Genomic DNA, 20,354 nt, shown 5'->3' on the forward strand with positions numbered 1-20,354 from the left:
AGAGCCCTCAATGAGAGACGAGGCGAGCGGCCTCGGCGCGAACCGCTGCCACTTCCTCGGCAGGCAGGAAGGGGAACATGTCATCCAGTTCGGGGGTGGCAAACCCCCCCTCGGGCAAGGCGCGCGACTTGATGCGGGGCTCGAACCCGGGCTCCGGGTCCACCGTCACGGCCAGCAATTGCGGGCCGTCTTGTTGCAAGGCTGCGTCCAGGGCCGGCAGGTCGCCACTGTTGCGCACGTCGACCGTGCGCAAGCCAAAGGCCGTGGCCAGTCGTGCGAAGTCTGGGAAGGCCACACCCGAGGCCGGCGTGGCCCCCACGACGCGACCGAAGAAGTTGTCGTGCGTGAGCCGTATCGACAGGTAGCCGCCGTTGTCGATCACCACCACCAGCACGTTCAGACCCAGGCTCTTGAGGCTTTGCAGCTCTTGCAGGTTCATCTGCAGGCTGCCGTCGCCGGCGAAGCAAATCACCCGGCGATGGGGGGCGGCCATGGCCGCACCCAAGGCGGCGGGCAGGTCGTAGCCCATGGAGGCCGAGCCCGAATTGCTGAACAGGCGCTGGCCTGGCTTGAGCTGGGCAAGCTGGAAGGGCAGGATGCAGGCCGAGGCATTGCCGCAGACCAGGATGTCGTCGTCGCGCAGCTGGGCGCAGACCCGATCGACCATTGCATAGGGGTGAATGGCGGTGCCCGTTCCGCTGGGGGCCTCCAGGTGGTAGCGGCGACGGATGTCCTGGCACCAACTGACCCAGGCCGCATAGCTGGGCAAGCCACCTTCGCAGCACGTGCGCAGGGATTGCAGGAAAGCGTGCGCGTCGGCCGTGATCTTCAGGTCGGCCTGCACCAGGGGCTTGGTCAGCTCGGCGGGATCGACATCCACTTGCACCACGAAGGCATGCTTGGCGAAAGTGTCCCAGTTGTAGCTGACCTGGCGGATGTTCAGCCGCGAACCCACCACGATGACCAGATCGGCCGCCTGCAGGCAGAAGTTGCCGGGGCGTGTGCCGATGGTGCCGGGGCGGCCAGCAAACAGGGGGTGATCGCTGGCGATGAGGTCGTGGGTCCAGGCCGTGGCCACCGGAATGCCGTGGGCTTCTGCAAAGGCCAGCAGGTCTTGCTCGGCCCGGGCCAGGCGTACGCCTGTCCCGGCCAGGATCAGCGGGCGCTGGGCCTGGGCCAGGCGCAGGGCAATCTGCTCGCAATCGGCTTGCAAGGTCTCTGGCTGCAGTGGCGGCGTGAAGACCGGGGCCGGGATGGGGCCGCATTCGGCCGATTGCACATCCAGTGGAATGTCCAGCCAGACCGGCCCGGGCCGGCCGCCCACGGCGGTGGCCAGGGCTTGCGGCAGCAGCGTCATCAAGGCCTCTGGGCTGCCCACGCCTTCGGCCAGCTTGGTCACCGGGCGGGCCATCTGCAGCACCGGGCCCTCCTGGTCACCGAGTTGGCGCAGACCAGGGACGGGCGTGTAATCCAGGCAGGTGGCGCGCTTGACCTGGCCGCTGATCACCAGCATGGGAATCGAGTCGGTGTAGGCACCAAAGACGCCGTTCAGCGCATTGATGCCGCCAGGCCCGGTGGTCACCATCACCACCGCCGGTTTGCCTGCAATGCGGGCATAGCCTTCGGCGGCCATGGCGCAGGCCTGTTCGTGGTGCAGGTAGGTGCATTGCAGACCGGGGTGCGCCCCCAGGGCCTGGTTGAGGTACATGGCGCCACCGCCCGTGACGGCAAAGACTTGGGTGATGCCTTGCTGGACCAGCCAGTCGGCGATGCGTTCGGAGAGGTTCATAGCGGTTCACTCAGAAAGTGGAGTCGTTGCCGGGCACCCGGGGCCAGGTTGTCCAGGGCGGCGGCAATCTGCTGAGGATCGATGGCCACACAGACGAGGATGGCCGCCTGCGGGTACTGCTGCAGCCCCAGCGCAGGCGCCAGGATGGGCAGGCCGTCGAGTTGCAGGCCTTGTTTGTTGGGGTCACTGTCGAGAAACGCCACCAGGCGGTCGCGCGGCAATTGCCCCTGACCCAGCAGGCGCTGGGCCCACGAGCCTGCGCCCCAGGCCAGCACCGGGCCTTGTGTGGGCAGGGGCGGCTGGGGCACACGGCTTGTGCCCTGGGCGCAGTCGGCCAGGTAGCGCTCAATCGCTTGCACTGTCGAGGGTTGGTGGGGCAGTGCGGGGGCGGCTCCCCGGCCGGCGACCACGGCCAGTGCCGGGTAGTGGCCGCCATCGGACAGGGTCAGGGTCACGGCCTCGGCACGGTGCAGTGGCAGCCCTGCCGGGGCCAGCAGCCGGCCCAAGGCCTGGGCGCTGAAGTGGTTGATGTGTTCGCTGTCGAAGTAGTAGTAAGGGGGGCGCTCGCCACAGGCGTAACCCGCCGGGTGGGGCACTTCGATGTAGAGCTTGCCTTCGGGCGTCAACAGCTCGGCCAAGGCCGGCAGGCCCTGGAGGTCGCGCAGGTGCTCGGCCACATGGGACAGCACGATCAGGTCGTAGCGCTCACCGGCACAAAGGGTTGCGGCATCCTGGATCAGGCCCTCGTGCAGATGAAGGCCTCGGGCCCGGCCCGCTTGCACCGCGCCGGGATCCGGGTCCAGACCTTCGACCTGGGACAGCCCCCGTGCCCGCAGCACCGCCAACAGTCCGCCAGCACCACAACCCAGGTCCAGCACCCGGCCCTGGCCTTGCGGCAGGCAGTGCTGCAAGCGGTCTGCCAGTTGTTCCAGCCGGGCTTGGTCGGCACTGTGCAGCCCAGCACCGGTGCCGGTGGGGCCGCCATACTTGGCACAGCGTTGGTAATAGAGGTCGTAGGCCGACTGCGGGGCCGGTGTCTCGGCAAACACCAGATCGCAGTGGGCGCAGGCCATCAGCCGGTAGCCGCCGGGCAGGGGCGAGCCCGAAGGCTGGGGCAGGGAGAGTGTCTTGAGGGCACGCGCCTGAGGGCTGGCACAGACCGGGCAGGGCCGTGCGCAGGGAGTGACTTCACCGGGGGCTGCTGCTGCTTGCGATGTCGGGGCGCGGTCGAGGGTGGGCATGGCCTGATGCTCAGAAGTTGAGGCCCAGCACCTGCCTGAGGTGGCCCACCATGTAGTCGAGCTGCGCGCGGCTCAACCCTGGCCAGACGCCGATCCAGAAGGTGTCGTTCATGATCTGGTCGGCGTTTTTCAGCGAGCCCACGACGCGGTACTGGCGATCCTGCATGTAAGGCTGGTGGATCAGGTTGCCGGCAAACAAAAGGCGGGTACCGATGCGGTGCTCGTCCAGGTATTGCAGCAGGTACTGGCGATTCAGGCCGGCCTCGGGGCGCAGGGTGATCGGAAAGCCGAACCAGGAGGGGGCGCTGCCTGGGGTGGCTTCGGGCAGGACCAGCAGATCGGCGCAGTCCTGCAGTTGCCCGCTGAGGTAGGCGAAGTTGTCTTTGCGCGCCTGCACAAAGCCCTCCAGGCGATCCAGTTGGGCCAAGCCGCAGGCGGCCTGCATGTCGGTGATCTTGAGGTTGTAGCCCAGGTGGCTGTAGGTGTACTTGTGGTCGTAGCCGGCGGGCAGGCTGCCCAACTGCCAGTTGAAACGCTTGCCGCAGGTGTTGTCGCAGCCGGGCTTGCACCAGCAGTCGCGGCCCCAGTCGCGGAAGGATTCCGCAATCTGGCGCAGTTCGGGGTCGCTGGTCAGCACGGCACCGCCTTCGCCCATGGTGATGTGGTGCGCCGGGTAGAACGACAGCGTGGCCAGGTGCCCGAAGGTGCCTACCTTGCGGCCCTTCCAGGTCGAGCCCAGGGCATCGCAGCAGTCTTCCACCAGCCACAGGCCGTGGGCCTGGGCAAAGGCGCACACCGCGTCGAGATCGAAGGGGTTGCCCAGGGTATGGGCAATCATGATGGCCTTGGTGCGGGGCGACAGGGCCGCCTCCAGCTGAGACACGTCGATGTTGTAGGTGGGCAGCACCGCATCGACAAACACCGGCACGGCCCCGTTCTGGATGATGGGGTTGACGGTGGTCGGAAACCCCGCCGCCACGGTGATGACTTCGTCACCCGGTCGGATGGCGCGGATGCCCAGCCGTGGCGAGGTCAGGGTAGAGAAGGCCACCAGATTGGCCGAGGAGCCCGAGTTGACGGTCAGGGCGTGCTTGACGCCCACAAAATCGGCCAGGCGTTTCTCGAAAGCATCGTTGAAGCGGCCCGTGGTCAGCCACGCGTCGAGCGCGGCATCGATCATGGCGTTCTTTTCAGGATCGCCGACCACTTTGCCCGAGGGCGGGATGGCATCGATGCCAGGGCGCCAGGGCTGGGCCGTGGGGGCTGGGCGTGCCGGGCGCACGATGATCTCAAGCGCCTGGCCGGCCAATTCGGGCAGGTTGAGTTGGACCTGGCCATCGGCGGCGGCAGTCAGTTGATGTCGGGTCAGGCTCATGCGGCGCTTTCGAATTCGGTGATTTGGTCCAGGGTCAGCTGACGCATGTCCGCCCCGGTCTGCCAGGCGCGGTGCCAGTCCAGGGTGTATTGCAAGGCGGTGTCGGCCCGCCAGCGGGGCTGCCAGCCCAGGCGGCTGTGGGCCTTGCTGCAGTCCAGCTTCAACGTGTGGGCTTCATGGGGCTGGGCCTGGGTCTCGGTTTGCCAGCGTGCGTCCGGGCCCCAGCGGCGCGCCAGTTCTTGCACCACCCAGCCCACGGTGCGGGCGTCTGATTCGTGGGGGCCGAAGTTCCAGCCCTCGGCCCAGGGCTGGCCTTGCTCGTGCAGGCGCTGGGCCAGGGCCAGGTAGCCGCTCAGGGGCTCCAGCACGTGTTGCCAGGGCCGGATCGCACCAGGCTGACGCAAGGTTACCGCCTGTTGTGCCGTGAAAGCCGCGAGCACATCGGGGACCAGCCGCGTCGGGGTCCAGTCACCGCCGCCGATCACGTTGCCGGCCCGGGCACTGGCCAAGGGCACCTGGGCCGCGTTCAGGAAAGATCGGCGGTAAGAGGCCACCACCAGTTCGGTGCAACCTTTGCTGGCGGAATAGGGGTCGTATCCGCCCATGGGGTCGGTTTCACGGTAGCCCCAGACCCATTCCTGGTTCTCGTAGCACTTGTCGCTGCTGATGGCCACCACCGCCCGCACGCCCGGCGTGCGGCGCACGGCCTCCAGCACGTTGGCCGTGCCCATCACGTTGGTGGAGAAGGTGTCCAGCGGCTGCTCGTACGACAGGGGCACCAGGGCCTGTGCGGCGAGGTGCAGCACCACGTCCGGTCGGGCCTGGGCCATGGCCTGGCTCAGGGCCTCGAGGTGGCGGATGTCCCCGAAGGTGGAATGCATGCCTTGGGCCACCGAGCCCACTTCAAACAGATTGACCGAGGTCGCTGGGGGGAGGGAAAAGCCCCAGACCTCGGCACCCATGGCCTGAAGCCACAGGCTGAGCCAACCGCCCTTGAAACCGGTGTGGCCGGTCAGAAAGACGCGTTTGCCAGCCCAAAAGCCGGGGTTCACCACTTCTTCCACGGCGCGGCTCCACTGGCCCACAGTTCTTCGAGGTAGGTCTTGTCGCGCAGCGTGTCCATGGGGCGCCAGAAGCCGGTGTGTTGGTAGGCGGCCAGTTGCTGCTGGCGCACCAGGGCGTTCACAGGCTTGTCTTCCCAGATGGATTCATCGCCGTCGATCAGGTCCAGCACCTGGGGGGAGAGCACAAAAAAGCCCCCGTTGATCAGGTTGCCATCACCCAGGGGCTTTTCGGTGAACGCCTGCACCTGGCCATCGGTGATCTCCAGGGTGCCGAAGCGGCCCGGCGGGGCCACGGCGGCCACGGTGGCCAGCTTGCCATGGCTGCGGTGAAAGGCGATCTCGGCGCTGATGTCGATGTCGGACACGCCGTCGCCGTAGGTCATGCAGAAGAAGGGCTCGTTTTCGACATAGCGGCGGATGCGCCGGATGCGCCCCCCGGTCTGGGTGGTATCGCCTGTGTCCACCAGCGTCACGCGCCAGGGCTCGGCATGGTGTTCGTGGATTTCCATCTGGTTGGTCGTCATGTCAAAGGTGACGTCTGAGGTGTGCAGGAAGTAGTTGGCGAAGTACTCCTTGATCACATAACCCATGTAGCCGCAGCAGATCACAAAATCATGGATGCCGTGGCTGGAGTACATCTTCATGATGTGCCAGAGGATGGGCTTGCCGCCTATGCCGATCATCGGTTTGGGGCGGGTCAGCGTCTCTTCGCTGATGCGGGTGCCCAAACCGCCGGCCAGGATGACTGCTTTCATGTCGGATGCTCCAGGCAGATGGAAATTGAAGAGCGCCGCCGCGGCAGCGCTTTGATCAATTCTAGGGGGCCCTTCCAGACTTCGTTCCGAATGGAGGGGCGGATTCCCCGTGCAAATGGGTCAATCAAAAATGGCTGAAAACCATTTGTCCGTGTTTTTGGACAAGTAGAAGTTTTCGCGCACCCACTGATTCAATTGCTGGCCCATCTGATGGCGCAGCGTGCTGTCGTCGATCAGACGCCGCACGGATTCGATCCAGGCCTCTTTCTCGTTGGGCACGTGCAGCACAGGCGGATTGGCGGTGCGGAAGGGGTAGACGTCCGAGCACACCACTGGCCAGCCCATGGCGCCGTACTCCAACAGGCGCAGGTTGCTCTTGCAGCGGTTGAACGGGTTGTCCTCCAGCGGGGCGATCGCGATGTCGAGGTCCAGCGAGGCCAGCTTGGCGGGGTAGTCCACGTACGACACGAAGGGGTGGTACTCCTTGATGTACGGGCGCAGGCTGTCGGGGCACATGCCCATGAAGATCCAGTCGACCTCGTCCTTGAACCGGGCCACGACCTCGCCGATCATTTCCAGATCGCCCAGATGCTGCGCTGCGCCGGCCCAGCCCACGCGCAGGCGTGAACGTGGCGTGGGCGTCTTGTAGAACTCACCCCACACGCGGTCATCAAGGCAGTTGGGCATCACGCGCACGTCGCGGCAATAGTCCCCGTAGACGTCGACCAGGGGCTGGGTGGAGACGATCACGCGGTCGCACAGGCTCATGGCCTCGCGCATGCGCACATAGCCTTCACGCTGGTGGTAATTGTGCAGGTGGTGCTTTTGCGGCAGGTCGTGGAACAGGTCGTCCACCGTCTGGATGGTGAACAGGTCCGGGTTGGTCTTGCGGTAGTCGCGCAGCAGTTGCAGATGGGCGTCACCGATCGAGTGCTGAACAATCATGCGGTCCGGGTTCACTCGCGTGATCTCAAGCGCCGTCGGGGTGCGGTACAGGCTGTGGGTGACCGGAAACACGATGCACGACTGCGCCAGGCCCGCGTGCTGCAGTGCGTTCAGGGGCTCGACCACCCGGTACTGGCCCGAGCCGCTTGAGATGGGGAAGGCCATGGCCCGTGGCCTGTCCTTGCGCGAACTCATCCAGTCGACCACCAGATCCGCTTCGACGTCGTAAGGGGTCTGCAATGACAGGTGCCGGTTGTAGCCTTTGTCCTGGGCGATGTGCTTGACCCAACGGGTCAGGAAAGACTGCTTTTCGCGCAGCGCCGCTGACTTGATCTCGTAAGCGCGGCCGGCTTCACGACCCAGTGCCTCCACCGTCTTGCCGCCCTGGTGCAGCACGCTGCTGACCGGGGTCCAGATGTGCCGATACCCGGCCTGGCTGGCACGGATGCAGAAATCATGCACCGTGGTGAAGGTGTGGCAGTCGTCGGTGTTGAAGCCGCCGAGCGTCTGCCACAGAGTGCGCTGCAGCAGGAAGAAGTGCCCCGCCACGGTGGACACGTCCTGCGATGTCTGCAGGCGAGAGAAGACGCCCTGCTCGTCCAGCAAGCGACGCTCGCCGTTGTAGCAAGCGGCCCAATCGCCGATACCCAGGGTCATCGGGCCGCTCTGCAAGGTGGGTTTGTCCCCTATTTGCAATACCAGGCGTGGGGCCACGCACCCGACATCGGCTTGGTCCAGGTAGGCCGTCAGGCTGCTCAGCCAGGGGCGCTGGATGGCCTCGGTGTCATCATCGGCGAACAGCAGCACGTTGCCGGTGGCCATCGCGGCCCCGGTGTTCAGGGCCACGCCGTGTTGGTAAGGGCCCGCCGGGGTGGACACCACGTGCAGCGGGACTGGCAAAGTGACCGATGTCGCCGCGTTGTGTGCCGCGGCCTCGTGTTCAGGCTGGGTGACCAGAATGATCTCGTGCAGTTCCGGCTCGGCATAGAGCTGCAATGAACTCAGCAGACAGCGCAGGTAGCCGAGTTGGTACCCGGTCGGAATGATCACCGAGACGCGTCGTGGCTGTTGGCCCTGGTAGTCGAGTTGCCGGCATCCGGCAATCTTCTGGGCCTGCACGCGCGCGGGCAATGACTGGTTGTTCAGGTGGGCTTGCAGTTGCTGCAGTTCGGCCAGTTCACGGGCTGGCGACACATGACCATCGCTCTTGAGCAGCACGGTATCGACGTGGCGGATGCTGACTTTGCTGGACGACAGGTTCAGCGCCAGGCCGTAGATGTGATCGAAATCCAGCATTTGCCCATGCTGGCGCCAATCAGCCGAGCGCACGGCCACGGCAGAACCCAGGTAATTGGTGCTGCGAAGCCACTCGATGTTCAGGTCGGGTTTGAAATGAGGTGTTTCAAGCCCATTGGAAGCGATGAAGGCCTCGTCGGCATAGACCAGCCGGGCCTCTGGCGCTTTGGCCGCCAGTGCAAACTCGACCAGTGCGTGGGGCGCCAGTGTGGTGCCGGATTCCATCAGCAACAGCCATTGCGGTAATGCGTGCCCGAAAGGGTCGTGTTGGGCCGGCAACTGGTGCCAAACGCACTGAGGGCCCAGGTCGGCAGGACTGATCGGGCATTCAAAGTCAGCCAGGATGTGCAACTGGCTGGCCTGATAGAAGTTCTGCTCCAGGCTGTCCAGGGTTTGGGCCAGGCCGTCCAGGTCGCCTTTTCGAACATAGACGTAGACGGCCAGGGCGGGCAGATCGCCACGGGTCACGTGTTCGGCATAAATCTCGCCGTCGATCTCCCGCAGGGTGCTGCGTTTGCTCCAGCTTTGAAATTGACGCTGCAAGCGGATGTATTTGGACTGGTCGGCATGTTTGGCCAGGTCCTTGCCATCGATCACGAGTTCACCCATCAGGGTGACAGACTCTTCTGACCAAGCGGCCTCGAATGGCATGTCTCTCAGTGCACGCTGGGTGTCTTCGATGAAGCGATCGAGTTCGACTGCGCTGTCGCGGAAATTGGCGAGGTGTTGTTGTTGGTAGCCCGCAAGCTCGTGTTGCGCTTTGGCCATTTCGGCCGCGTTGTCACCCCAGGCCGTGGCCAGGCTCAACCAGGGAGAGGCGGCCGGCAGGGCCAAGGTGCGGTCATTCTGGATGTAGACGACGGGACAACCGCACAGCAGGGCCTCCGCGGTGATGACCCCGGCCTCATAACAGTAGATTCGGCTGGCTGAGCGCAGGATCTCGGCACGATCTTCAGCTTTTGCATACCCGCTGGAGGGGGCGCCCAGGTTTTCCAGATGGGCATGGCTGTCCTGCAGACTGCCACCGGCTTTCAGGTACTTGTCGGCATAGACCAGGGCAGGACCGTCGGGCCGCATCGCCGCGGGGGCGAACACCGTGCTGTCCACCCAGGGCAGCGCCAGGGGCAGGGTGATGCTGGCGGCCTTGTCGCCCTGGGCGAACTCGATGCGACCCTTGCCGAGCTGTGTCTTTTCGCTGGCATGGATTTCGGGGGTGTAGGCCAGCGTCCAGTGTGATTGCTGGCGCAGTATCTTGTCGAAAGCGAGATGGATCCAGACGGGCTTTTTGCCCGCCTTGTAGTGCGCCGCCCGTTGTTCCAGCGACAGTTGGGGGGTCCATAAATGACCATTGAGGGTCTTGGCGCCCCAGACAAAGGCCTCGAAACCTCGGGTGTTCAGCTCATGGCACAACTGATGCAGTTGCCGGATGTGGATCTGGCTGCTGTCGTAATCAGCGGTGGCAATGTAATAGGGGTGCTTTTCGGCGGCGGGGCGTGAGGTTCCGTGCGCATGCATGGTGGGTGAACACTTTCTGCTTGAGCCCATGGGCAGCCTGGGCAAGGCGTTCGTCAAGGCAACTGGCTGGCATCCATGAGGCGGTGAGCCGGCCTGCGGGTGGCCAGGCAATTCTCGCAGCCTTGGCTGGTGAGTTTAAGCTTGCCTTGGTGCACCGGCAGTCAGGGGCGTGGCGCATGGTGTTCTGGAAGGGGCAGGGGGGGATCTGGTGAGGATCCAGGTCTCAATCACCCGGAGGGTGATCGAGACTCAGCCCTTCAGCAGGGACAGAACCTGTTGCGGCAACTGGTTGGCCTGGGCAATCATGGCGGTGCCTGCCTGCTGCAGGATCTGGGCACGGCTCAGATTCGAGGTTTCCGTGGCGAAGTCGGCATCCATGATCCGGCCCTTGGCAGCGGTCTGGTTTTCCACGGCGCTTTGCAAGAATGTGATGGTGTTCTGGAAGCGGCTCTGGGCGGCACCGAGTTGGGCGCGGCTGTCGTTGATGGTCTGCAGCGCCTTGTCGATGGCATCGATGTTCGCCGCGTTGGAGCTGTTGCTGCCGGCCGCTGTGGTCAGCGCGCTGGTGGTGCCGCCGAAGACGGCAGACACGTTGCCGGCCTGGTCAAGGTTGAGCGTACCCGACGCAACGGTGATGGTCTGGCCCGAGTTGGCACCCACCTGGAAGTCATAGCTGCCGGTGGTGGTCAGGATCGAGGTGCCGTTGAACTGGACGGCGCTGATGGTCCGGCCGATTTCCGAAGCCAGCTGGGTGTATTCCTGGTTCAGCGAGGCCACGTCGGACGATGTGTTGGTCGAGTTGGTGGCCTGCACAGCCAGCTCACGCATGCGCTGCAGCATGTCGGACACGGTCTGCATGCCGCTTTCAGCGGTCTGCAGCATCGAGATGCCGTCGTTGGCATTGCGGATGGCCACGCTCATGCCGCGGGCCTGGGCGTCCATGCGGGTGGCGATGGCCAGGCCGGCCGCGTCGTCCTTGGCGCTGTTGACGCGCAGACCTGAGGACAGGCGCTGGATCGAGGTGGACAGGCTCATCTGGGTGGCCGAAGCATTGCGCTGGGCGTTCAGTGAGTTGATGTTGGTGTTGATGGTCATTGCCATGGGACGGCTCCTTCAATGAATGCAAGATGAACGATCCACACGGTGCGATGTCTGTACGAAATACAGCGACCGATCCCAGCCGAGTGTTAGGAAAATTATTCGGCTTGGGCGAAAAACAGAAGGCTGAATAAGCGGGCTTCTGGCCGCTCAGTTCAGGACTTTTACCGGATGTCGGCGTCTGCTGAGGGCATGGTCCACACGTCGCCTGGGGCAGATCGGGCGATGGGGCTGAAGAAGCGAAGCGCAGGCGGGCTGTTGCCGCCGTGGCTGGAGAAGGGGGGTGGAGCCGGGGTCAGGCGGACGATTTGTTCCAGGTGGTGATCTGCTGGTTCACCAGGCTGCTGAGGCTGTTGAGGCTGGTCAGGTTGGTGTCCAGGGCGTTGTATTGCTTGTACAGGCGGGCCTGGATCACGGCGATCCGGTCCTGCGCCTTGGTCACGTCGTCACTGTTGCGGCTCAAGGCGGTCTGCAGTGCCGTGGTGCGATTGTTGACGGTGCCGCCCACGTTGTTGGCCGCCATGGCGAAGTCTCGGATGCGGCGGGCAATGCCGTTGGTGGTGGTGCTGCCGCCGTTGGCGTCAAACAGGGACTCCAGGCTGCTGGGGTTGGTCGTGATGGCGGTACTCAGTTTGGAGCTGTTGACCGACAGTGTGCCGTCTTGCTGCATGGAGATGCCCACGGCGCTGAGGCTGCTGTAGCTGCTGCTGGCCGGGCCGTTGCCCACCACCATCTGGCGCAAGGCATTTTGCAGGCCGATGGCCGTGCTGTCGCCCTGCAGGGGGGAGGCCGTCTTGGTGCCGGGGTCGTACTTGGTGAGGTTGCGCATGGCCGCGATCGCCTGGTTGTAGGCGGTCACGAAGGCATTGACCTTGTTGGTGGTGGTCGTGGTGTCTGCCGCCACGCTCATGGTGACGGGCGAGGTGGTGACCTGCTGCAGATTGAGGGTCAACCCGGTGACTGCGCCGGTGATCTGGTTGTTGGCCGAACTCACGGCCACGCCGTCCACGGTGGCGGCTGAATTCTTGGCCGCCTGTGACAAGCCCATGCCAACGATGGCGCTACCGGTGCTGGCATAGGCCAGCTTGCCCGTGCCTGTGCTGCCATCGGTGATGGCCGTGCCGGTGCTGTCAAAGGCCTGGATTTGAAAACCATTGCTCTCGCCGGTGTTCGCACCGCGCACGACCAGCTTGTCCTGGCCGCCCGAGGTGACGACCGAGGCACTGACGCCAGAGTTGGAGCCATTGATGCGGGTCGCAATGTCGCTCAGGGTGTCGGTGGCGTTCACTGTGACGCTCACGGTGGAGCCGCTGCCCTGAGTGAAGGTGTTGCCGTTCCAGGTTCCGACCTGGATGTCCAGTCGTCCGTCCGAGCCGAAGGCACTGCCGGAGGTGATGCCGCTGGACAAGGTGGTTTGCGATTGCGCCAACTGGGTGACCGACACGCTGTAGTTGCCGGCCAGTGCGCCTGTGGTCACGGACCCGGTTACGGCGCTGCTGTTGCTGGAGCTGACGGTGCGTGAGGCCCAGGTGGTCTTGTCCAGCAAGGCCGAAGCAGCGTCCTGGATGGCCGACAGCTGTGACTTGACCGAGCCCCAAGACGAGATGGTGCTCTGGATTTTGCTGCCCTTTTGCTGCAGCAGGGTGACGGGTTGGCTCTCGACGGCGACCAGCTTGGTCACGATCCCGTTGACATCCAAGCCATTGCTGCCAATGCCGGGTGAAGAAATGGTCATTTTGGTATCCCCTGGTGCAGACAGAGAGGCTGCGCTCTTCTACTCTAGCAAGCGAATCTCCAATTGAAAAGCCACAACTCCAGTAGAAAACCCCGGCTTATGCCGGGGTTCGAAGGTTCAACTTGAAGCGGGAGGAGGCTTAACGGAGCAGAGACAACACACCCTGCGGCAACTGGTTGGCTTGGGCGATCATCGCGGTGCCGGCCTGTTGCAGGATCTGGGCGCGGCTCAGGTTGGCCGTTTCAGAGGCGAAGTCGGCATCCATGATGCGGCCCTTGGCAGCAGTCTGGTTTTCCACGGCGCTTTGCAGGAAGTTGACCGTGTTCTGGAAGCGGCTTTGGGCGGCGCCCAAGGAAGCGCGGCTGTCGTTGATGGTTTGCAGAGCCTTGTCAATCGCATCAATGTTCGCTGCGTTGGAGCTGTTGCTGCCAGCGGCTGTGGTCAGCGCACTGGTGGAGCCGCCCACGATGGCCGACACGTTGGTGCTTTGGTCCAGGTTCAGGGTGCCCGAGGCGATCGTGATGGTTTGACCGGAGTTGGCGCCGACCTGGAAGTCGAAGCCGGCCGTGGTGGTCAACACCGAAGTGCCGTTGAACTGGACGGCGCTGATGGTCCGGCCGATTTCCGAAGCCAGCTGGGTGTATTCCTGGTTCAGCGAGGCCACGTCGGACGATGTGTTGGTCGAGTTGGTGGCCTGCACAGCCAGCTCACGCATGCGCTGCAGCATGTCGGACACGGTCTGCATGCCGCTTTCAGCGGTCTGCAGCATCGAGATGCCGTCGTTGGCATTGCGGATGGCCACGCTCATGCCGCGGGCCTGGGCGTCCATGCGGGTGGCGATGGCCAGGCCGGCCGCGTCGTCCTTGGCGCTGTTGACGCGCAGACCCGAAGACAGGCGTGCAATGGAGGTGGACAGGCTCGACTGATTGGTGGCTGCGTTGCGTTGCGCCGTCAGCGAGTTGACGTTGGTGTTGATGGTCATTGCCATTTTGAAGCTCCTTCAAGTTAAAAATCAGCCTATCGCTGATGTCAAACCTGCGGTGTCGCAGGCTTGGCAACGAACCCTTCTTGAAGCCCGTTGCATTGTTTTTCGGGTCGGGCCGGGAAAACTTTAGGTCTACTTGTGGGTGGAGATGCAAACAAGTTGGCATCTTGCGTGCGGAGGGCATCGCCCCGGCGTCTCTGGTCGGGCGTTTGATCGTTCTATATAGAGTGGGAATCCGGCTTGTTCCGGGGTTTGCGGGCCCCTCTGGGAATAGCCTGCCAAATGTCTTGCTATTGAGGCCTTCAGAACCGGGCTGCGCTGCCGATACACCATTTGTACCGTGCGACAATTTGCGAGGCCAAAAGAATGTTTACACCCGTGAGTACCCGAGCTGCATCTGCCTATCAACGTGTTGGCGTCGAAACCAGTATCACTGGAGCGGACCCCCATCAGCTGGTGGTTCTGTTGTTTGACGGCTTGCTGGACAGCCTCTCGAAGGTTTCGGGTGCCATGAGCCGCGGCGATATCCAGGAGAAATCCCGGTATCTCAACAAGGCCATCCAGATTCTTCAGGATGGCCTCCGAGGTGTTCTCAACGAAAAGGAAGGGGGCGATGTGGCCAAGAACCTGGATTCGCTCTACAGCTACGCGGTGTTTGAACTGACCAAGGCCAATTTGAGCAACAGTCCCGAGGCTGTCCAATCCGTGATCGAACTGATCCGACCCGTCGCTGAGGCCTGGAAGGCCATCAGACCTCAAACACGTTGAATAGCAAGGGGGCATAACGTGCAGCAACAATCTCTGCTTGATTACTACAAGGCCATCGAAGGCGCTAGCCAGCGCATGTTGATGGCTGCACAGCGTGAAGACTGGGAGCAAGTCATGCAACTCGAGGGCGCCTGCGCGGTGCTGATCGAGCAATTGCACCATCAGTCCCAGGTGGAGCCTCTGGCCTGCGAAGATCGCAGTGAGAAGGGGAAGATCATGTTGCGCATCCTGCGCAATGACGCCCTGATCCGCAATCTGGCCGAGCCTCGGCTGTCGGACATCCAGCGCCTGCTGGATGGGGGCTCGCGACTGCTCCACTGATGCGGGAGGCCTGCCGTGGCGGGCCTCTTCCTCGACTGGGGGCCCTGGAACGTGGGGCCTCGTGGCAAAAAGCCCGCTTCGATCACCGAAGCGGGCTTTTTGCTTTGGGGGCGTGTGTAGACGGGGTGCTCAGACCTGCATGTTCATGATGTCGGTGTAGGCCTGAACCATGCGGTTGCGCACATGCATGGTGGCCTGAAAGCCGATCTGGGCCTTCTGGATGGCGATCATGGTGTCTTCCAGGCTGACACTGGGGTTCTCCATCTGCACTTCCTGCTGCATCTGGGTGGCCTTGTTCTGGGCGGCGCTCACGGATTTGAGGGCGTTGCTCAGCTCACCCGAAAAGCCGGCGCTGCCGGTGGACGAGGTCTGGCCTGCCGCACCGGTGGCTGCCTTGCCGATTTGCGGGGTGCGGGTGCTGAGTGGGCTGAGGGTGGCGGTTGAGGGGAATCGCAGATCCATGGCGCTTCTCCGGTGAGATCATTGGCGCCGATGTTAGGGGCTTGGCCGTGAGGCAGACCCTTGAATTGAGGTCCAAAGAGCTGGTTTATCCCGGCGATGGCATGGCGGTCTGGCTGAATAATCGGCTCCAACCTGAGGTGTATTGCCACCCCTTTGACCTGGAAACAAGATGTCTGCCGTCGCTGAAATTAACGCTACCCCAGTGGCCCCATCGTGGACACAGAAGCTCGCCGAGCTGGATCGGTCGCAGAAGATCAAGCTCGCGCTGGGCATTGCCTTGCTGGTGGTCGTGGCCTTGGCCGGTACCTTCATGACGCGTCAGGCCGATTGGAAGGTGCTCTACGCCAACCTCAGCGACAAGGATGGTGGTGCCGTGGTGGCGCAACTGGCCCAGATGAATGTGCCCTACAAGTACTCCGAGGGGGGCGGGGCCATCATGGTGCCTTCGGACCGAGTGCACGACCTGCGTCTGCGACTGGCCTCGCAGGGCCTGCCCAAAGGGTCCGTGACCGGCTTTGAGTTGATGGAGGGCAACCGCTTCGGCGTGACCCAGTTCCAGGAGCGGCTGAACTTCCAGCGTGGTCTGGAAGGGGAGCTGACCCGCTCGATCCAGGCTGTAGCCGCCATCCAGAGTGCCCGGGTGCACCTGGCGTTGCCCAATCAGAACGGATTCTTCCGCGAGCAGCTCAAGCCTTCGGCCTCGGTGCTGGTCACCCTCTACCCGGGCCGCATTCTGGACCGTGCACAACTGGCCGGCATTGTTCACCTGGTGGCTTCCAGCGTGCCGGACATGAACCCGACTGCCGTGAGCGTGATCGATGACAACGGCAAGCTGCTGTCGGCCACCCCCGAGGCGGCCGGTGCAGGTGGCGATGTTCAACAGCTGCAGTATGTGCAGCAGATCGAGCAGCTTTACAGCAAGCGCATCATCGACATCCTGGAGCCTGTGGTGGGCCGGCAGAACGTCAAGGCCCAGGTGACGGCTGAAATTGATTTTTCGCAGACCGAATCGACCTCGGAGTTGCACAAACCCAACCAGACCCCCGATTCGGCCGCCGTGCGCAGCCAGCAGGTGGTGGAAAGCGGTAGTGGTGCCGCCGCCACCCCACCCACCGGTGTGCCGGGTGCCACCAGCAATCAGCCTGCCGCCCAGGCCAATGCCCCCATCAACGGCGCTGCGCCGACCCTTTCGGCGGGCGCCTCGGGCCCTGGCAGCAGCACCCCCACCAAGAAGGAGTCTGTCACCAACTACGAGGTGGACAAGACCGTCAAGGTGGTCAAGGGCGGCACGGGCGCCGTCAAGCGCCTGAGCGCCGCGGTGGTGGTCAACTACCAGAGTGGCCCAGAGGAAAAGGGCAAGCCCGTGAACAAGCCACTGACGCCTGAGCAGTTGGAGCAGATGACGGCGCTGGTGCGCGACACGATCGGCTACAGCAAGGAGCGTGGCGATTCCGTCAACCTGATGAACACGCCGTTCATGGCGATCGCTTCGGACAATACGCCGGTGCCGTTGTGGAAGCAGCCTGAGATGCTGGAGTTGGCCAAGAGCTTTGCCTGGCCGGTGGGCATGGTGCTGTTTGGCCTGGTGGTGTTGCTGGGCATGGTGCGCCCGGCCGTGAAGGCCATGAATGCGCCCAAAGTGGCGCCGGTGGTGCCCACCGTGGCAGGGACCCAACTGGATGCCATCGAGTCCGAGACGCCCAACCGGCCTGAATTGCTGGCCGCCCCGGTCGTGGACAACTCGCCGGTCCCGCCGACCAAGGAGCAGTTGCGCCTGGAAGATGCCCGCCAATTGGCCAAGCAGAACCCGATTGCGGTGGCTAATATCATCAAGACCTGGGTCAACGGCGAAGCGCCGGCATGATCAGGCACTCTTCGGAGAGATGATATGGACGAACAAGGTCTGAACGACGCGGCGATTTTTCTGATGTCGCTGGGTGAGGAAGAGGCGGCCGAGGTGTTCAAGCACCTGTCGCCCAAAGAGGTGCAAAAACTGGGCGAGACCATCGCCCGCACCCGGTCTGTCTCGCGCGACCGGGTGGACGACGTGGTCAACAAGTTCACCGAGGCCGCTGCGCAGCAAAGCCTGCTGGTGTCCGACACGGGTGACTATGTGAAGGCCGTGCTGCGTCGTGCCCTGGGCGACGACAAGGCTTCGTTGCTGATCGATCGCATCTTGCAGGGGGGCGATGTCTCTGGCATCGAAAGCCTGAAGTGGATGGATCCCTTGTCGGTGGCCGAGCTGCTGCGCAACGAACACCCGCAGATCGTGGCAGCCATTCTGGTGCACCTGGATTACGACCAGGCGGCATCCGTTCTGTCCCAATTGACCGAGCGCCAGCGCGGCGAGGTGGTGCTGCGCATCGCCACCCTGGAGGGTATTCAGCCGACGGCCCTGAAAGACCTCAACGAGGTGTTGTTCAAGGTGCTGGCTGGCGGCGACAAGATTCGCAAGACCTCGCTGGGTGGCATCAAGACGGCGGCCGAAATCATCAACCTGATGGGCAGCAATGTCGAGGGCACGGTGCTCGAGTCGATCCGGGGCTATGACCCCGACCTGGCCCAGAAGATCATGGACAAGATGTTCGTGTTCGACGATGTCATGAAGCTCGACGACAAGGCCATCCAGATGGTGCTCAAGGAAGTGGCGTCGGAGACCCTCATCGTGGCTCTCAAGGGGGCCGCGCCCGAACTCAAGGAGCGTTTCCTGTCAAACATGTCTTCGCGGGCTGCCGAAACGCTGCGCGAAGACCTCGAATCCCGTGGCCCGATGCGGTTGTCCGAGGTCGAGGCCCAGCAGAAGGAGATTCTCAAGACCGTGCGGCGTCTGGCCGACGAAGGCCAGATCGTGATCGGAGGCGGCGGTGACGACCAACTCGTCTAATCGCTCCCGCCAGTACGCCCGCTTCATCCCAAGCGAGGAGATTGGCGACGTCGCCCAGTGGCAGTTCACCGAGGTGGATGAAAGCCGGCGCGTGGCGGCCATGCTGGCCGCCCAGACCCCCGCCGAGCCCGTGATCAGCCCTGCCATGCTGGACGACTCGCACCAGCAAGGCTTTCAGCAGGGCCTGGAGCAAGGGCGATTGGAGGCCTCGCTTGAGGGCCAGCGCCGCCTTGATGAATACATTGCCCAGCAGGGGGCCGAGGCGCGTCAGCGCATAGACGCTTTGTTGGCCTCGCTGGAGCAGCGCTTCGCCGATGCTGAGCAGGTGGTGGCGCAGGGCGTGCTGGACGTGGCCTGTGAGCTGGCCCGCCAGGTGGTGCGCCGGGAACTGGCTCAGGACCCGGGCGCACTGCGCCCCGTGATTCGGGAGGCCCTGGGTTTGTTGTCGGCAGACGCCCGCACCGCCGTGGTCCGGCTGAACCCGCTCGACCATGAGGTGCTGGCCAACGCCCCGGCCGGTGAATTCGGCAGCGTGGAGATCAAATGGGTGGCGGATCCCGCCGTGCAGCCCGGCGACTGCCTGCTGGAGGCAGCGGGTGCTCAGGTGGATGGCAGCCTGGCGCGCCGCTGGGCGCGCGCGGTGGCCAACCTGGGCCTGGACCGCCCCTGGGCCGATGATGCGGAGGTGGCCGATGTCGACTGAGCACGACAGCCCGCCGCGCTGGGACGTTTTCATGCAGGACCTGCGTCAGCGGGTCTCGCGGGGCATGGCCCTGGAGAGCCGTGGCACCCTGACACGGCTGACCGGTCTGGTGCTGGAGGCCACAGGCATCCGCGTGCCGGTGGGCTCGCAGTGCTGGATCACCCAGAAGGATTCCGAGCCGGTGTTGGCCGAGGTGGTGGGCTTCTCGGGCGAGCGCGCGTTTCTGATGCCTGCCGGTGACATCCATGGGTTGTCGAGTGGTGCGGTGGTCACGCCGGCCTTGCCTTTTGTGCCTGTGCCTCGCTTGGGTGACGAGCCCTTGCCGGCCTCGGCCTTGTCCTTGGGCGTGCTGCGCCTGCCATTGGGCGACGGCTTGCTGGGGCGGGTGGTGGATGCATCAGGCCAGCCCCTGGATCACCAGGGTCCGGTGCTCGATGTGGTGGCCGAACCCCCGGGCCGGCGTCAGATCAATGCCATGGACCGCGACCCCGTGCGGGAGCCGTTGGACACGGGCGTGCGCGCCATCAATGCCTTGCTGACCGTGGGGCGTGGCCAGCGGCTGGGCTTGTTTGCGGGTTCGGGCGTGGGCAAGAGTGTGCTGCTGGGCATGATGGCCCGCTACACCCAGGCTGACGTCATCGTGGTTGGGTTGATCGGCGAGCGTGGGCGCGAAGTGAAGGAGTTCATCGAGGACATCCTGGGCGACGATGGCCGTGCTCGCTCGGTGGTGGTGGCGGCGCCCGCGGACGCGCCGCCGCTGCTGCGCATGCAAGGGGCCGCGTACGCCACCGCGGTGGCTGAGCACTTCCGCGACAAGGGCAAGCACGTTCTGTTGTTGATGGATTCCCTCACCCGGTATGCGATGGCGCAGCGCGAGATTGCGCTCGCCATCGGCGAACCGCCGGCTACCAAGGGCTACCCCCCTTCGTGTTTCGCCAAGCTGCCCCAGTTGGTGGAGCGCAGTGGCAATGGTCTCAATGGTGTGGGGTCGATCACGGCTTTCTACACGGTGCTGTCCGAAGGGGACGATCAGCAGGACCCGATCGCCGATGCAGCCCGGGCCATTCTGGATGGTCACATTGTGTTGTCCCGCACCCTGGCCGAGGCCGGCCACTACCCTGCCATCGACATCGAGCAATCGGCATCGCGGGTGATGCACAACGTGGTCAGCCCGATCCACATCGAGGTGGCCCGGCGCTTCAAGGCGATGTATTCGCGCTATCAGAAGAGCCGCGATCTGATCCAGGTCGGTGCCTATGTGCAAGGCAGTGATCCCGATCTGGACGAAGCCATTCAGTTGCAGCGGGGCATGGCCAGCTTTTTGCAGCAGGACATGCACGAGGCCGTCAATTTGCAGCAGGCGCTGGACCAAATGGCCGCCAGCCTGGGCCTGCAGATCAACCCCTGACCCAGGAGCA

General features: G+C 64.0%; 16 protein-coding genes. 6 read left to right on the forward strand and 10 right to left on the reverse strand.

Annotated elements, in window-relative coordinates; genetic code table 11:
• Nucleotides 1-7: 7 nt before the first annotated feature.
• The 9 genes from AC07PT_RS19490 to AC07PT_RS19530 form a co-directional block, all read right to left on the reverse strand.
• Complete coding sequence (locus AC07PT_RS19490; RefSeq protein ID WP_494657779.1) at nt 8-1,789, reverse strand: thiamine pyrophosphate-binding protein; 1,782 nt, start codon at nt 1,787-1,789, stop codon at nt 8-10.
• Nucleotides 1,786-3,030, reverse strand: a complete 1,245-nt coding sequence (locus AC07PT_RS19495; RefSeq protein WP_494657780.1) for a methyltransferase domain-containing protein — start codon at nt 3,028-3,030, stop codon at nt 1,786-1,788. Before AC07PT_RS19495 ends, AC07PT_RS19490 begins: the two co-directional genes overlap by 4 nt.
• Before the next feature lie 10 nt (nt 3,031-3,040).
• A complete protein-coding gene (gene rfbH / locus AC07PT_RS19500) occupies nt 3,041-4,405 on the reverse strand; it encodes a lipopolysaccharide biosynthesis protein RfbH (protein ID WP_494657781.1) in 1,365 nt (454 codons plus the stop codon).
• The gene (gene rfbG, locus AC07PT_RS19505; RefSeq protein ID WP_494657782.1) at nt 4,402-5,469 is read right to left on the reverse strand and encodes a CDP-glucose 4,6-dehydratase; all 1,068 of its coding nucleotides are present in this window, start codon (nt 5,467-5,469) and stop codon (nt 4,402-4,404) included. Before rfbG ends, rfbH begins: the two co-directional genes overlap by 4 nt.
• Complete coding sequence (rfbF, locus tag AC07PT_RS19510; protein ID WP_492349189.1) at nt 5,454-6,224, reverse strand: glucose-1-phosphate cytidylyltransferase; 771 nt, start codon at nt 6,222-6,224, stop codon at nt 5,454-5,456. The genes rfbG and rfbF overlap by 16 nt, the downstream gene beginning before the upstream one ends.
• Nucleotides 6,225-6,344: 120 nt before the next feature.
• Complete coding sequence (locus AC07PT_RS19515) at nt 6,345-9,980, reverse strand: glycosyltransferase (protein ID WP_494657783.1); 3,636 nt, start codon at nt 9,978-9,980, stop codon at nt 6,345-6,347.
• Nucleotides 9,981-10,229: 249 nt separating this feature from the next.
• Nucleotides 10,230-11,081 (reverse strand): flagellin N-terminal helical domain-containing protein, encoded by an 852-nt coding sequence (locus AC07PT_RS19520; protein ID WP_494657784.1) that lies wholly within the window; start codon nt 11,079-11,081, stop codon nt 10,230-10,232.
• A gap of 292 nt (nt 11,082-11,373) precedes the next feature.
• Complete coding sequence (fliD, locus tag AC07PT_RS19525; protein WP_494657785.1) at nt 11,374-12,813, reverse strand: flagellar filament capping protein FliD; 1,440 nt, start codon at nt 12,811-12,813, stop codon at nt 11,374-11,376.
• Nucleotides 12,814-12,952: 139 nt separating this feature from the next.
• On the reverse strand, nt 12,953-13,801 hold the full coding sequence (locus tag AC07PT_RS19530; protein ID WP_494657786.1) for a flagellin N-terminal helical domain-containing protein: 849 nt from the start codon (nt 13,799-13,801) through the stop codon (nt 12,953-12,955).
• 375 nt (nt 13,802-14,176) lie between these two features.
• On the opposite strand from AC07PT_RS19530, the gene fliS reads away from it, so the two are divergent.
• Together fliS and AC07PT_RS19540 are read left to right on the forward strand one after the other, a co-directional pair.
• Complete coding sequence (gene fliS / locus AC07PT_RS19535; RefSeq protein ID WP_492349184.1) at nt 14,177-14,566, forward strand: flagellar export chaperone FliS; 390 nt, start codon at nt 14,177-14,179, stop codon at nt 14,564-14,566.
• An 18-nt stretch (nt 14,567-14,584) separates the two neighbouring features.
• Complete coding sequence (locus AC07PT_RS19540) at nt 14,585-14,887, forward strand: flagellar protein FliT (protein ID WP_492349183.1); 303 nt, start codon at nt 14,585-14,587, stop codon at nt 14,885-14,887.
• Between the two features lie 129 nt (nt 14,888-15,016).
• Here the strand turns inward: AC07PT_RS19540 and fliE are convergent, their stop codons facing one another.
• Nucleotides 15,017-15,349, reverse strand: a complete 333-nt coding sequence (gene fliE, locus AC07PT_RS19545; protein WP_492349182.1) for a flagellar hook-basal body complex protein FliE — start codon at nt 15,347-15,349, stop codon at nt 15,017-15,019.
• A 169-nt stretch (nt 15,350-15,518) separates the two neighbouring features.
• Between fliE and fliF the strand changes: the two genes are divergently transcribed.
• Genes fliF through fliI form a run of 4 tightly spaced genes read left to right on the forward strand, consistent with a single transcriptional unit; the run spans nt 15,519 to nt 20,344 of the window.
• Complete coding sequence (gene fliF, locus AC07PT_RS19550) at nt 15,519-17,213, forward strand: flagellar basal-body MS-ring/collar protein FliF (protein ID WP_494657787.1); 1,695 nt, start codon at nt 15,519-15,521, stop codon at nt 17,211-17,213.
• Nucleotides 17,214-17,237: 24 nt separating this feature from the next.
• Entirely contained in the window at nt 17,238-18,233 is a 996-nt protein-coding gene (fliG, locus tag AC07PT_RS19555; protein ID WP_492349180.1) for a flagellar motor switch protein FliG, read from the forward strand.
• Nucleotides 18,214-18,936, forward strand: coding sequence for a FliH/SctL family protein (locus AC07PT_RS19560; RefSeq protein WP_494657788.1), 723 nt, complete (start codon nt 18,214-18,216; stop codon nt 18,934-18,936). Before fliG ends, AC07PT_RS19560 begins: the two co-directional genes overlap by 20 nt.
• A gap of 31 nt (nt 18,937-18,967) precedes the next feature.
• Nucleotides 18,968-20,344, forward strand: a complete 1,377-nt coding sequence (gene fliI / locus AC07PT_RS19565; RefSeq protein ID WP_494657797.1) for a flagellar protein export ATPase FliI — start codon at nt 18,968-18,970, stop codon at nt 20,342-20,344.
• Nucleotides 20,345-20,354: the final 10 nt, after the last annotated feature.

Source organism: Curvibacter sp. GW821-FHT09D12, assembly GCF_059416245.1.

What these genes read in the sequence shown, in the direction of transcription:
- AC07PT_RS19520 (WP_494657784.1), bottom strand. Translation starts at nt 11,081, where the DNA reads ATGGCAATGACCATCAACACCAACATCAACTCACTGAACGCCCAGCGC.
- fliI (WP_494657797.1), top strand. Translation starts at nt 18,968, where the DNA reads ATGCAGGACCTGCGTCAGCGGGTCTCGCGGGGCATGGCCCTGGAGAGC.
- AC07PT_RS19495 (WP_494657780.1), bottom strand. Translation starts at nt 3,030, where the DNA reads ATGCCCACCCTCGACCGCGCCCCGACATCGCAAGCAGCAGCAGCCCCC.
- AC07PT_RS19515 (WP_494657783.1), bottom strand. Translation starts at nt 9,980, where the DNA reads ATGCATGCGCACGGAACCTCACGCCCCGCCGCCGAAAAGCACCCCTAT.
- rfbH (WP_494657781.1), bottom strand. Translation starts at nt 4,405, where the DNA reads ATGAGCCTGACCCGACATCAACTGACTGCCGCCGCCGATGGCCAGGTC.
- fliG (WP_492349180.1), top strand. Translation starts at nt 17,238, where the DNA reads ATGGACGAACAAGGTCTGAACGACGCGGCGATTTTTCTGATGTCGCTG.
- fliD (WP_494657785.1), bottom strand. Translation starts at nt 12,813, where the DNA reads ATGACCATTTCTTCACCCGGCATTGGCAGCAATGGCTTGGATGTCAAC.
- fliE (WP_492349182.1), bottom strand. Translation starts at nt 15,349, where the DNA reads ATGGATCTGCGATTCCCCTCAACCGCCACCCTCAGCCCACTCAGCACC.
- rfbF (WP_492349189.1), bottom strand. Translation starts at nt 6,224, where the DNA reads ATGAAAGCAGTCATCCTGGCCGGCGGTTTGGGCACCCGCATCAGCGAA.
- AC07PT_RS19490 (WP_494657779.1), bottom strand. Translation starts at nt 1,789, where the DNA reads ATGAACCTCTCCGAACGCATCGCCGACTGGCTGGTCCAGCAAGGCATC.
- AC07PT_RS19530 (WP_494657786.1), bottom strand. Translation starts at nt 13,801, where the DNA reads ATGGCAATGACCATCAACACCAACGTCAACTCGCTGACGGCGCAACGC.
- fliF (WP_494657787.1), top strand. Translation starts at nt 15,519, where the DNA reads ATGTCTGCCGTCGCTGAAATTAACGCTACCCCAGTGGCCCCATCGTGG.